Origin of the sequence: Pseudoalteromonas sp. HL-AS1, assembly GCF_031198785.1 — a bacterium.
Taxonomy (GTDB): Bacteria; Pseudomonadota; Gammaproteobacteria; order Enterobacterales; family Alteromonadaceae; genus Pseudoalteromonas; species Pseudoalteromonas distincta.
The window spans coordinates 711387-724377 of the sequence record NZ_CP133569.1; the positions used below are offsets into that span (position 1 = coordinate 711387).

13 protein-coding genes are annotated in these 12991 nt (G+C 37.8%); 5 read left to right on the plus strand and 8 right to left on the minus strand.

Going from position 1 to position 12991, the window contains the following annotated elements; translation table 11 throughout:
* Nucleotides 1-48: 48 nt before the first annotated feature.
* Nucleotides 49-948 (minus strand): phosphoribulokinase, encoded by a 900-nt coding sequence (locus tag RB214_RS03370; RefSeq protein ID WP_002958002.1) that lies wholly within the window; start codon nucleotides 946-948, stop codon nucleotides 49-51.
* Between the two features lie 157 nt (nucleotides 949-1105).
* Between RB214_RS03370 and RB214_RS03375 the strand changes: the two genes are divergently transcribed.
* Together RB214_RS03375 and RB214_RS03380 are read left to right on the plus strand one after the other, a co-directional pair.
* The gene (locus RB214_RS03375; protein WP_309168376.1) at nucleotides 1106-1981 is read left to right on the plus strand and encodes a hypothetical protein; all 876 of its coding nucleotides are present in this window, start codon (nucleotides 1106-1108) and stop codon (nucleotides 1979-1981) included.
* 75 nt (nucleotides 1982-2056) lie between these two features.
* Nucleotides 2057-2422 (plus strand): hypothetical protein, encoded by a 366-nt coding sequence (locus tag RB214_RS03380; protein ID WP_007376965.1) that lies wholly within the window; start codon nucleotides 2057-2059, stop codon nucleotides 2420-2422.
* Nucleotides 2423-2498: 76 nt separating this feature from the next.
* Here the strand turns inward: RB214_RS03380 and RB214_RS03385 are convergent, their stop codons facing one another.
* The 6 genes from RB214_RS03385 to RB214_RS03410 all read right to left on the minus strand — a co-directional run bounded on the left by RB214_RS03385 (nucleotide 2499) and on the right by RB214_RS03410 (nucleotide 7955).
* Complete coding sequence (locus RB214_RS03385) at nucleotides 2499-5072, minus strand: M1 family metallopeptidase (protein WP_309168377.1); 2574 nt, start codon at nucleotides 5070-5072, stop codon at nucleotides 2499-2501.
* A 148-nt stretch (nucleotides 5073-5220) separates the two neighbouring features.
* Nucleotides 5221-5901, minus strand: a complete 681-nt coding sequence (locus RB214_RS03390) for a hypothetical protein (protein WP_002958006.1) — start codon at nucleotides 5899-5901, stop codon at nucleotides 5221-5223.
* Between the two features lie 99 nt (nucleotides 5902-6000).
* Nucleotides 6001-6351 (minus strand): DUF2750 domain-containing protein, encoded by a 351-nt coding sequence (locus tag RB214_RS03395; RefSeq protein WP_002958007.1) that lies wholly within the window; start codon nucleotides 6349-6351, stop codon nucleotides 6001-6003.
* Between the two features lie 17 nt (nucleotides 6352-6368).
* Nucleotides 6369-6947 (minus strand): glutathione S-transferase family protein, encoded by a 579-nt coding sequence (locus tag RB214_RS03400; RefSeq protein WP_024594638.1) that lies wholly within the window; start codon nucleotides 6945-6947, stop codon nucleotides 6369-6371.
* A gap of 64 nt (nucleotides 6948-7011) precedes the next feature.
* Nucleotides 7012-7293, minus strand: coding sequence for a peptidylprolyl isomerase (locus tag RB214_RS03405; protein ID WP_002958009.1), 282 nt, complete (start codon nucleotides 7291-7293; stop codon nucleotides 7012-7014).
* A gap of 86 nt (nucleotides 7294-7379) precedes the next feature.
* Nucleotides 7380-7955, minus strand: coding sequence for a glutathione peroxidase (locus RB214_RS03410; RefSeq protein WP_002958010.1), 576 nt, complete (start codon nucleotides 7953-7955; stop codon nucleotides 7380-7382).
* Between the two features lie 81 nt (nucleotides 7956-8036).
* On the opposite strand from RB214_RS03410, the gene RB214_RS03415 reads away from it, so the two are divergent.
* The 3 genes from RB214_RS03415 to RB214_RS03425 all read left to right on the plus strand — a co-directional run bounded on the left by RB214_RS03415 (nucleotide 8037) and on the right by RB214_RS03425 (nucleotide 11822).
* Complete coding sequence (locus RB214_RS03415; RefSeq protein ID WP_002958011.1) at nucleotides 8037-8525, plus strand: GNAT family N-acetyltransferase; 489 nt, start codon at nucleotides 8037-8039, stop codon at nucleotides 8523-8525.
* Between the two features lie 120 nt (nucleotides 8526-8645).
* The gene (locus RB214_RS03420; RefSeq protein WP_033020532.1) at nucleotides 8646-10640 is read left to right on the plus strand and encodes an ATP-binding protein; all 1995 of its coding nucleotides are present in this window, start codon (nucleotides 8646-8648) and stop codon (nucleotides 10638-10640) included.
* Between the two features lie 54 nt (nucleotides 10641-10694).
* Nucleotides 10695-11822, plus strand: a complete 1128-nt coding sequence (locus RB214_RS03425; RefSeq protein WP_002958014.1) for a PleD family two-component system response regulator — start codon at nucleotides 10695-10697, stop codon at nucleotides 11820-11822.
* Nucleotides 11823-11856: 34 nt separating this feature from the next.
* Here RB214_RS03425 and queG read toward each other — a convergent pair whose 3' ends face one another.
* Nucleotides 11857-12990: a tRNA epoxyqueuosine(34) reductase QueG gene (gene queG / locus RB214_RS03430; protein WP_002958015.1), complete on the minus strand. Its 1134-nt coding sequence runs from the start codon at nucleotides 12988-12990 to the stop codon at nucleotides 11857-11859.
* Nucleotide 12991: the final 1 nt, after the last annotated feature.

Sequence of the window (12991 nt, forward strand, 5' to 3'; positions counted from 1 at the left end):
TACTAAAATCAGCAGTGTACGTGAGAGAGCTCAATCTTAGAAGAGGAGTTAAATAGGTATATCCAAAGGTGCTAAGTTTTCCAGTGCACGCTTTTTCAAAATAATATCTTTAATAAGTGGAGTAAGAACCAGCTCCATAGCTAAGCCCATTTTGCCCCCTGGTACTACAAGCGTATTAATACGAGACATAAAACTGCCTTCGATCATCCGTAAATAATAAGGAAAATCAACATCATCAATACCCCTAAAGCGAATAACTACAAAGCTTTCATCAAGAGATGGAATATCTTTGGCGCTAAATGGGTTTGATGTATCAACGGTCGGCACGCGTTGAAAATTAATATGGGTACGAGAAAACTGCGGGGTAATATGATTTATATAGTCATCCATACTGCGCACAATAGAGCCCATAACCGCTTCGCGAGAATGGCCTCGTTCGGATGTATCGCGTATTAATTTTTGAATCCATTCAAGGTTAATAATTGGAACCATGCCTATTAATAAATCGACATGCTTTGCAACGTCTACATCTTGATCAACTACACCACCGTGTAACCCTTCATAAAACAAAATGTCAGTATTATGGTCAAGATCTTGCCAAGGTGTAAATGTACCAGGTAATTGATTGTACGGAACGGCTTCATCAAAGGTATGTAAGTAGCGGCGTAGCTTTCCTTGACCTGTTTCGCTATAGTTTTCAAACAGCGTTTTTAAAGCGCCAAAGTCATTGGCCTCTCTGCCAAAGTAACTAATATGTTTACCTTCTTGTTGTGCCTCTCGAACTTTTTTATCCATTTCGGGGCGAGTGTAACGATGAAAGCTATCTCCTTCGACAAAAGCCGCTTGAATATTAAGGCTACGGAAAATATGTTTAATTGCATTCGTTGTGGTGGTTGTACCCGCACCAGATGAACCCGTAATCGCAATAATAGGATTTTTAGCTGACATGTTAATTCTCTTTTTTAGGACCAGGTTTTATAACCAGACTAAACTTAACATTATTTTAAGTCGTTTGGGTATCTTAAGAGTTGACTGACTTAGCTCAAGTGACGCCATCAGCAAATAACGTTATCATGAGGTGCTTAAAATTAAAACGAGAGAAAGCATGAAACTTATTAAACCATTACTTGGATTATTTTCTATAGCAGCGCTGAGCCCAATAGTGGTGCAGGCTAGCATGCCAAAAAGCCAAGTGTTACTTGCTGATTTAAATACACCTTTCGGGGTACAAGTTAGTATAGTGAGCGATAAAAATAGTTATAACAACCAACCGCACTTAACAAGTACAGGTTTATACTTTACTCATGAAGTAATTAATAAAGGGCAAAGCCAAACTGATATTGCTTATTATGATTTCACGTCAAAAAAAGTTACCAATATAACTAACTCTCCTGTAAGCGAATATTCACCAACGGTTATGCCAAGTGGTGATGCGATATCAGCGATTGTTGTAGAAGCTGACGGTAAGCAAAAATTGTGGCAATACCCACTCAAAAATGAAGATGCGCCAAGTCGTATTTTTAATTGGATTGAACCTGTTGGATACCATGCATGGGGTGTCCAAAATGATTTAGTGATGTTTATTTTAGGAAAGCCTCACACTCTTCAATATACTTCAGTTGCACAAGCGAAGGGGGAAATAGCTGCCAGTAATATTGGCCGAACGCTTATTTATAACAACTCAATGGCTGCATTTTTATTTAGTTACACTAAAAACGAGCAACACATTTTAGCGAGTTTTAATCCACAAGATAAACAAGTTGAAGACCTATTAAGGTTACCGGCTCAAGTTCAAGATTTTATTTTAAAAGATAATGCGACCATTGCTTATGCTATTAAAAACCGCGTTTATCAGCGTAAACTTGATGGAAGTGATGAAGTATCGCAATGGCTTAATTTAAGCGCCTACTGCGAAACAAGTATAACAAGAATGAGTTACAACAATGAAAAACTCGCTTTTGTATGTGATATAACAAAGTAAAGCAGGCAAATAAATTCAGATTTTATTGTGTGTATGCGTTAATCTAATACGCAAATTAACTAATAGGGATTACACGTGGCTTATAGTGCAGACGAGCTTACAGAACAGCTCATTAAATTACAGTGCAGAAGTAATTTTAAGATTAAAAATATTGCAGAGTACATGTTAGTAAACTCTAAAGAAGCATTTTATACCCACAGCGAAAGCGGCAAGGGTAAAATAGTAATTCGCCCAGCATTTGAAGTATTTAGCGATGATTTTAATGATATAGATGGCGTAACACGTGCGCAAGGGTACTTCCATAGCAGTGAGATGACACGCTTTCCTACGCGAATTTTTAAAAGCGCTCAACCTATTCACTACGGTGTGGCATTTAAAATAAACTCTGAGCAAGCAGCAAAAGACTTTATAGCCAAGCTAACGATGATTATTGGTAACTAGTAAAACATAAACGTAAAAAGCCGCTGAATTTATATTCAGCGGCTTTTGTGTTTTTATAGCTTAATAAACCTAAGGGTTACTTACTTTTTAAGAAGCTATTAACCGATTCTAGTTCACGTGTTTTAAGCGCGATACAATCGTTTGTGCTTTCTTCAAGCTTACTTAATGTACGAGCGTAACCGGCTACATCAGCTACTTTTTCGTTAAAGAAGGTTTTTGTTGTCGCTAAGCTTTCTGCATCACAGCTTGCAGTTGTAAAGTACGGCAAGTTAGGAATAAAGAAAGGCGGTAAGCTTGCTGTTACTTTATCGTAGTTACTGTAAACCCAATCAATAAATAACGCTTGGCGCTCATCTGTGTAACTTTGACCTGACAAAATAGTACGCATGTCAGATGCCGTTACTTCATCCGTTAAGCTATAAGCTAATACCGCTTTTTGTAACTCAGGTTTACCAAAAAAGCCCATAGCTGCAAGCATGTTTGTGCGTACTTGCGGATCTTTAGTCGTTTTAAACGTTGTCATGAATTGATCAAGCAGCGCTTTGTCACCATGAAAAGCAGCAAGAGTTAAGTACGTACCCGCTAAGTATGGGTCTACTTTTTGTGGATCATTTAAATAAACCTGCGTTTGTTCTTTGGCTTTATTGATGACGTTTTGATCTTCACCATCAAAACCTAAGCGTGATACAACGGCTGCACGAAGTTGTGCAATAGCACCATCTTCACCCGCTTTTGCTTCTAAACCATATTTTTTAGCAGCAGGCGTTACTGCACCGCGAATAAATTCAGGCCATAGGTCTTTATTGCTATCGTCTTTAAAAGTGCGCTGTTGCGACACTAAGTAACCTAGTGCGGTATTTGCTACGCGAGGGTGGCTATCGCTTACGAACACTTCAAGTGTTTGCATTAACTTAGCAGCAGATATAACACCAGCATCAAGTAGCGCATCAGTAGCAGATAGTAACGCTAAGCGTTCACGGTCACTCAGTACGCTTGGCGCCTTTTTAACAAGTGCGCTAAATTGTGCATCATCCATTACCCAGCGGTAGTAGCCTAATGCACCTTGGTCAGGATAAATCCACTCTGGTTCAAAGTCTAAATCTAGTGTTTGGCTTTGTTTATTAAGTAATACGTTTGCTGTTTTTACTTTATCGCCAGCACCATATTTAATTGCCACCGGTACATTCCATAACTGCTCTGGCGCATCAACGCCTGCGTTTACAAAGCGGCTTTGTGAAATAGTTACTTTGCTACCTTGTTGAGTTACTTTAACTAGTGGGAAAGAAGATTGCTCAATAAACGATTTTAAAACACTCGCTACGTCTTTATTTGACGCTTTACCAAGTGCTTCCCATAAGTCGGCTGCTTCAGCATTTTTATATGAAAACTCTTTTAAGTAACTTTGAATACCTTTTTGAAATGCATCTTCGCCAATCCAGTTTTCAACCATAGCAAGTACTGAGCTGCCTTTACTGTAAGCAAGACCTAAACCGTCCATAATGTCGGCTTCAGTTTTAATTGGCTTACGAATAGGCTTGGTACTTAGGCGTGCATCAAGTGCCATTACGTTGTTTTGTGGCAGGTCTAAGTGCGATTCAAACTCAGGGTTAAGCTGCTTAGTAATTTTTGCAGCCATCCAGCTAGCAAATGCTTCGTTTAACCATAAGTCGTTCCACCATTTCATGGTTACTAAGTTACCGTACCATTGGTGAGCAAGTTCGTGAGCAATAATTGATACATTACGTTGTTTTTTACTGCGTGTTGCTGCAGCTAAATCAACTAATAAAATATCTTCTCGGTAGGTTACTAAGCCGGAGTTTTCCATTGCGCCAAATGGAAACTCTGGTACCGCTACTGAGTCTAATTTTTTGTAAACGTAAGGAATACCAAAATACGCTTCAAGTGCGCCCAGTACTTTTGGCATGTTTTCTTTTGCGTATTGGGCTAAGTGGATTTTACCTTGAGGGGTAATTACACGACCAGGAATTGGCATGCCTTTAATTTCTAATTCTTCAAACGGGCCAACAGCCATCGCTACTAGGTATGAAGGGATTGGCGGTGTTTTATCAAAAAAGTGTGTGGTCATATCGCCATTAACTGTTGTTTTTAACTCTGGCGTATTTGAATATACTTTTTGTGATGTAGGCGCAGTAATCGTTAACTGAAATGGAATTTTGTAACTTGGCTCATCAAAAACAGGAAATGCACGGCGTGCATCACTCATTTCAAATTGAGTAAATAAATAAGGTGTGCCTTGGTCTAACGTTTTGTATAAACCAACACTTTGACGGTTATATGGCGCTGAAAAATCAACTTTAAGGGTGTATTTACCTGGTTGGATTTGCTCATCACAGCTAAATTTAACTTTACCTGTTTTAAGCATTTCGTTGTTTAAGTCACAGTTTTCGTCGCCAAGCAGTTGCGCCATTTTAACAGCGTAAGCTACGCCATTTAATTCAATGTATTTTGTTGGTTTTAGTACTTCTAGGGAAATCTCAGTCATCCCTGTGAATGTATCTTGGCTCGGATCGAGTGTTAACGATACCTGTTGAGAACTTGGTTTTGCGAGTTTTTCAATAACGAATTCGTTAGCGTTTGCAGCACCCATTGCCAAAGCAACGCTCACTGTTAAGAGGCTTTTAAGAAACATAGTGATCCCTAGATTGTTGTTGTTAGAAACTACCCTAAATAGGCTTTTTTATGCTCATATTATTAGGGGGTTAGATATCCTAACAGTTTTTTTTAATAGAGTAATTGATTATAACGGTGACTTTAAGGGAAAATAGTAACAAAGTTTGTCAGTGGCTTTCGCGTGTTATAAAACGCTGCCAATGCAGGTGTGAGTTAATAATACGTATTTTTTGGATCACGTTATTTAATAAAAGCACGTCCTTAAATTCATTATGTGGGTATTCGTTAAATCCCATGAGGTAATTAAAGGCGTCTTTAGAGTTGGCTTGCAGAGCATGTATACGCACTTGTTGTTCAAAGTTAAGACGAAGGCTGCTTACGGCTGTTTTCATACCGAGTTGATCAACGTTTGGTATATCACACTTTTGTAAATAGCCGGCTCGCTCACCTTCACCTGAAAACCAAATACGGACTTTTTCACTGTATCTGCCAGTTTTAGCGGGTAAGTCGAACATTAATCGTTGTTGATTTTGTGATTTTATGAATGCTAAATATTCATTAAACCCGGCATCTATAAGTGCCTGATGCACAGGAACTAAGCGAGGTTTTATCTTACCGTGAGTATGAAAATTAAAACATAAGACATCTTTTTCAAGAGACAGATCATCAAGCGTTAGATAACCAATTTCATCGCTATATGCACCACTGTAGTATGCAATTAGAGGAAGCCAAAAATGCCAGTGTTTTGGTTGCTCACGTGCAACTTTAAAATCACCGTATATATATCCATTATAAAGAGTGTGCAGTTCCATGGCTGAAAAGGGCCGGCGACCAAGATGGGTTTTCAACGTAATACCTTGAAAATAATGATATGTTTTATTTTATACCCAACTAGCAGTAGATGCTAGTCGGGTTTTATCCGCTCTTAAAATAAAGCGTATAAAGTATTATTCACTTAATGCGCGAGCTAAACCAGTAGGTTCAATCTCTGTACATACTTGGTCATCATTCCAGTTAATGCCAACAAGTGCGTTATCTTCATTTAAATCTTCAACCCATGCATCTAAAAATTCATCAAGATTTATTTCTACAGGGCTGTAGTCTTTCCACTCTTCTTTACATTGCGCTTTAGCTGCTTCTTCACTTTCCCAAAGCAGTAGTACGTCAGTTTCGTCAAATTGGTTAGAATCGCACACTACAAAGCCATTATCTTCTGCACCAAGTGCCCAAATTACTTCGCTAACACGTACTTTTTCTACAAAGTTAACTAGTTGTGATTCAATTTCGATATCGCTCATGTGTTTACCTTTTTAAATTAGTGACGAGGATTAGTATCTATTGCTGCTTGACGCTTGCCATATTGCTTATGAAAAGCAACAAGCTCTGAATACTGACTAAAGTCAGTTAATTCACGAAAGCAAATCCAATCAAGCAGGCAGTATAAACTGATGTTGAGGTATTCACAGCTTTTAAATTCTTCATCGCTTAAATGGGTATTTAAAAAGCTTAATGTTTGTTCAATTCGTTCGTTTTGCAAATTAAAAAAGAGTTTATCGCTTTTGATGTCAAATCCAGAGCGTTCACATAGCAGCATTTCTACTAGCGAATCGTTACAGGCATTTATAGTCGTAAGTAAGTGCTCTTGCGGCCACGTTAGTTTTGGTTGTCCTGTTTTTTCAAGTAAATAGCGCAATATAGAATTAGAGTCACTAAGTGTTAAGTCGCCATCTACCAGAATGGGAATCTTTTGAGCTGGATTTTTACTGGCCATAGTAGGGCGATCTTGCTCAGAAAATATATCAAGACTCACAAGCTCTAGTTTACAGTTGTTTTGTTGTGCCCAAATTCTAATTCGGCGCACGTAAGGTGAAGGTACAGAACCAATTAATTGCATAATTACTCCATAAAAAAGCCGCATAAGCGGCTTTTATAAAACGTTACTTACGATACAGTTAAATTTATTCTGAACGGCTAGTAACTTCAAGTAAATGATAACCAAATTGAGTTTGCACAGGGCCTTGTACTTGGTTAATTGGAGCTGAAAACACAACTTTATCAAACTCTGGAACCATCATACCAGGACCAAACTCACCAAGAGCACCGCCATCTTGACCTGATGGGCAGTTTGAATGCGCTTTGGCTAATTCAGCAAAGTCTTCGCCTTGCTCAATTTTTGTTTTTAAGTCTAAGCATTGTGCTTCACTGTCTACAAGTATATGTCGTGCGCTTGCTACTGTCATAAAATCTCCCGAGTATAGTGTGGTGTTTTTTTAACCGAGTTAAAATATCATTCTAGTTAGTTTGAACTAATTGTACCAGTATAAACTTATTTATCAGAAAGCACAGTTTCAATTGCAGCAATCATTTGTTCTGAATCAGGTGCTGCTTTGCTGTTAAATCGTAAAACCGTCTCACGATCAGCAGACACTAAATACTTATAAAAGTTCCAATTTGGAGAGCTAGTTTGCTCATTCAAATATTTAAAAATTGGATTCGCTTTACTACCACGCACTTCGCTTGTAGCAAACATAGGGAAGGTTACACCATAATTTACAAAGCATACTTTTGCAGTTTCTTTTTCACTATCCTCTTCTTGAAAAAAATCATCAGAAGGGAAGCCTAATACGACTAAACCTTGTTCTTTGTATCGCTGATATAGCGCTTCAAGGCCTTTAAATTGGGGTGTAAAACCGCAGTTGCTTGCCGTGTTTACTATTAATAAAGGCTTATTTTTAAATTGGCATAGATTAATAGATTCTTTTGAGCGCAGCTTTCGAATATCGACATTGGTAAAATCTTGACAGTCTTGGGTAGAGGTTTGGTTTATAGTTGATGATGTTTCAGCGTGGAGTGGGGCATTAATAAATAAAGCCATTAATCCTATTATAATTTTTTTTAGCATTACATTACCTAAACTTTTCAATTGTTTGATTGGATAATCATACGCTAATATGAAACAAATTGATCAACCTTTGAATGACCTATGACAACCCGTTTAGCAACTATTGATGATCTTAGTGAAATTGTAGCCATTTATAACGAAACCATTGCAGGGCGAATGGTAACTGCAGATACGCAAGAAGTTACTGTTGACGAAAAGCGTGACTGGTTTAATAGCCATAACGATAAAAGGCCTATTTATGTTTACTGCGAAAATAACCAAGTACTTGCTTGGGTAAGTTATAAATCGTTTTATGGGCGTCCTGCTTACGATGGCACAGTAGAGATGAGCATTTACATTACCCGTAAAGCACAAGGTAAAGGGCTTGGTAAAAAGCTAATGATATTTGCTCAAACACAAGCTAAGCAATTAAATATTAAAGTATTGCTTGGTTTTATTTTTAGTCATAATTTACCCAGTGTTAAATTATTTAAGTATTTTGATTTTGAAATATGGGGCGAGTTACCAAGCGTTGCCATAATGGATAACAAGCCCTACAGCCTGACTATTTTTGGAAAGCATCTTAAATAAACTGTTTTATGAAACCTTGTAATATTTTTTTACAAAAAAAACGATAGGGCTTTATGCCAATTAAATAAAAATAGACTACGCTATTAGGATATTAAGTTTATTAATTTGAAGTGTGGCTTGATGATTCGAAAAATATTAATTATTGATAGTAGTAGTGTCATCGCGATGCGTGTGAAAGTGCTTTTAGAATTAATAGGGTGTGAAGTCGAATTAGTTCATTTCAGCATGCTAGACATGTATACCAATATAGGCGATTACGACTTAGTTGTTGTTGCCCATGGTGTGCCTGTTGATTCTATAAAACCGCTTGTAAGCGAAGTAGCGCAAGAGCGCTTTATGCTGCTTGCGCCAAAAGCACAAAGAGGTGAACAACTAACTGCGTTTAGCGAGCTAAATCATATCGCGCCTGACGCAACCGTGGTCTACCCATTTTTTTCTAATAAAGAAATTACTTCTCTTTTAGAGAGCCTATTAGAATTAGGCTCTAACCATATTTTGCAACTACCTACTATTTTACTCGTCGACCATGTTCCTGAACGTCTCGAAAAAATGAAAAATAGCTTAATCGGTGCTCATATCGAGACTCATACTGCAACAACCTCCGCAGAAGCTTTAGAAATTAGTAAAGAAAAGCAAATAGATATACTGATAAGCGATTTTATTTTAGATGACGGAACAGGTTTAGGAATTTTTTCAAATTTAAAAGTAACCCAACCGCATTGTCGTTGTTTGTTATTTACCTCACGCCCTGATCAAGTTTCAATGATCGACGCAATTCGTCAAGGCGTAGAAGATGTACTTATTAAACCTTTAAACGATAGCTCACTATTACAATCAATACATAAATTATGGCAAACAGAGTTATTAAAACGTCATAACGCAGAGCTTGTAGAAAGGCTACAAGATACGGTTGATGCACTGATTGAAAAAGACAGCCTACTTCAGGTTATTTATAAACATACGCCCGATGCAATTATGTTATTTGAAAAGTGCGGTAGAGTGATAGAAGCTAATGATGCTTGCTTGAGACTATTTAACTTACCGTTTAATGAACTCGAAGGTAAATCAGTATTTGATTTTTTAGATGATGATTCAATTTTAGGTATTAAAGATAAGATTTCGACATTAAATAGTAATCGACAATTTAGCTGCGATTTACGTTTATCTAAAACAGCCGGAGGTTATATACCTTTAGTTGGCTCTTTTAATGAGATAGATCACCATGGCGAAATAGCACTTGCGGTCATATTTAAAAATGTAACCCATCTTAAGCAAAAAGAGGATTTATTACTTGAAGCAAAAGATGTTCTTGAAGAGCAAGTAAGAGCGCGTACTTCACAACTCGAGCATGCTAAAAATGTGGCTGAGGCTGCAAACTTAAGTAAATCAGAATTTTTAGCAAACATGTCGCATGAACTTCGAACACCTATGCACTCTATTTTAAGCTTTTCGCGTTTTGGTTTAAGTAAATTAGAAGCTGGAGATTTTGCAAAAGAAAAACTCATTAAGTATTTATCGCGAATAGAGAGTAGTGGTGAGCGTTTACTGTCGTTACTAAATAATTTACTCGACCTATCTAAGCTAGATGTAGGTAAGTTTCCATTTAACCCTCGTCCCTATAATTTAGCGAATATTATTAAAACAAGTATTGACGATGTGTCTGGTACGGCAATGGAAAAAGAAATTGAGGTTATATTTACCGCACAGCCATTACCTGTAATTGCACAATGTGATGAAGAGCAAATAAACCAGTTACTTCGAAACGTACTAGGTAACGCACTTAAATTTAGCGAACCTAAAAGTAAAATACGGGTAAATTTAGAGTCAGATAATAAGCTTGCTACTATAGAGGTTACCGATAATGGGGTCGGTATACCAGAAGATGAGTTGGAGCATATTTTTACTAAGTTTGTGCAAAGCAGTAAAACAAATAGTGGTGCTGGTGGCACAGGGTTAGGCCTTGCATTGTGTAGAGAGTTTGTATCTTTACACCAAGGTGAAATCACTGCACGTAACAACGAAAATGGTGGTGCAACTATATCTATACAAGTGCCATTAGAAATAAACTTAGACGAGCATTTAGCTGAAGATCAGTTAATACAACACAGTAATTAATTGCTTTTTGGCATACCAAGTAACTTTTTAAAGAATTTGAATGGATGATAAATTATGGCCTTAACTAAAATACTTGCCGTTGATGACGAACCCTTTAACCTTGAAATTATTGAGGAAATTTTAGAGGAGCTTGATTTTGAATTACAAGTAGCAACAAGTGGTCCTGAGTGTTTAAACATGGTTGAAGGTTATATGCCTCAGGTTATATTACTCGACGTAAGTATGCCGCAAATGAACGGCTATGAAGTATGTAAAGCACTTAAAGCAAATCCAAATACCGCACACATTATTGTTATGTTTGTTTCTGCTCGCGGCACTGTTGAAGAACGCATGGAAGGCTACTCTGTTGGCGCAGAAGACTATATTGTAAAACCTTTTGGCCATGACGAACTTAAATCTAAGCTTAAAAATTTAAATCAAGTACTCGTTGAAAAGCAAAGCCTAGAAAAGCAAGTTGAAGATGCAACATCAACTGCATTTAATGCAATGGCCAATAGCAGTGAAATGGGGCAAATAGTTAACTACGTTGAAAACATTGGCTTTATTAACGATCCTCAAGAGTTAGGTAAAGCGCTTGTAGATTGCCTTCAGTCTTTTGATTTACAAAGCAATGTAGAATTTAGAGAAAATAATGAAATTAGCCATTTTGCACTAAACGGCGTGTGTTCACCTATTGTGGTGGAGCTATTTGAAATGCTGAAAAACAAAGGGCGCTTACATGAGTTTTCGCACCGAATTTTAGTTAACTATGAATTGATTAGCTTACTTATTTTAAATATGCCCGATCATGACCCTGATAAGCATGGCCGTATACGCGACCACGTATGTTTTATTGTTAGTGTTACCGAGCAGCAGCTACGCGCCATCATGACCAAGAAAATGCTTGAATCACAACGAGCGAAACTTAATGCCGTAGCAAGTACTGTTCATAGTAAGTTTCATAGCTTAATTAGCTTGTTGAATGAAAACCGTCAAAACAACGAAAAAGTGTTTAAACAGTTACAAGAAGAGCTCGAAGAACGTATCCCATCAATGGGACTGGATGAAGATCAGGAGGTGTTTATTTATAAAAAAGTAGATGAAACTATCCAAAACTCAGTAGCAAGAGAAGAGTCTGTTAAACAAGTCAAAGCAGCCTTTACAGAGATAGAACAAGATCTATCGTTACTTTTGAAAAACTAGTTACTTCGCAATATAAAGGTTTACTTAAGCGGTGCTATGCATCCCTTGGTAAGCCTTTTTCTACAATTCTAATTAACCTAGCTGTTTTACGAATTTGTAATCGTTGTTTATCGTTTTGCTGAGCAAGTGCCCATTCAATATGCTCTAAAACAAGTTCGCTGCATATTTGGCTTTTACCTTGTAGGGCATTAATAATAGCGGGGCTGAACTCTGCATTACCTAAACCAACTGCTAAATTACGTAACCAACGTTCGTGGCCAATGCGACGAATAGGGCTGCCTTCGGTATTTTTTAAAAATGTAGGCTCATCCCAAGCAAACAGCTCAAGTAAATCTTTATCTTTTAATTGAGTGCGAGGATGAAAGTCATTTTCGTCAGTTATTTGTCCATAACGATTCCAAGGACATACCAACTGGCAATCATCACAACCATAAACACGATTGCCTAATAAAGTTCGGTACTGCTCTGGTATTGGCCCTTGGTGTTCTATGGTTAAATACGATATACATTTACGTGCATCAACAACGTAGGGCTCTACAATTGCACCTGTTGGGCAAAGAGTAATACAAGCAACGCATTTACCGCAGCCTTCAAAGGTGTTTTCTGCATCAATTGGTAGAGGTAAATCAATAAATAGCTCGCCTAAAAAAAACCACGACCCAGCTTCTTGGTTAATTAATAACGAATGCTTACCACGCCACCCTAAACCGGCTTTTTCGGCAAGTTGACGCTCAAGTACAGGGGCTGAATCTACAAAGGGTCTAAAGCCGTACTCGCCAACTTCTTGCTCTATTTTTTGGCCGAGTTTTTTTAAACGATTACGCATTAATTTATGGTAATCGCGACCTAATGCATAGCGGCTTATATATGCTTTTTCTTTATTTTTTAAGGTTTTTGCAAAGCCAGCATCGGGAGGCAGATAATTCATTTTTACGGATATAACACGCTGTGTACCAGGCACTAATTCAGCAGGGCGGGCGCGTTTCATACCGTGGGCAGCCATATAATCCATCGAGCCGTGGTAGCCTGCATCCAGCCAACGTTGCAATTGGGCTTCGTGCTTAGATAAGTCAATATCAGTAATGCCCACTTCGCTAAAGCCAAGCTCTTGCCCCCAGGTTTTTATTTGCAGGGCTAATTTTTCATAGTCTGGGGTAGGGTTGCTCACA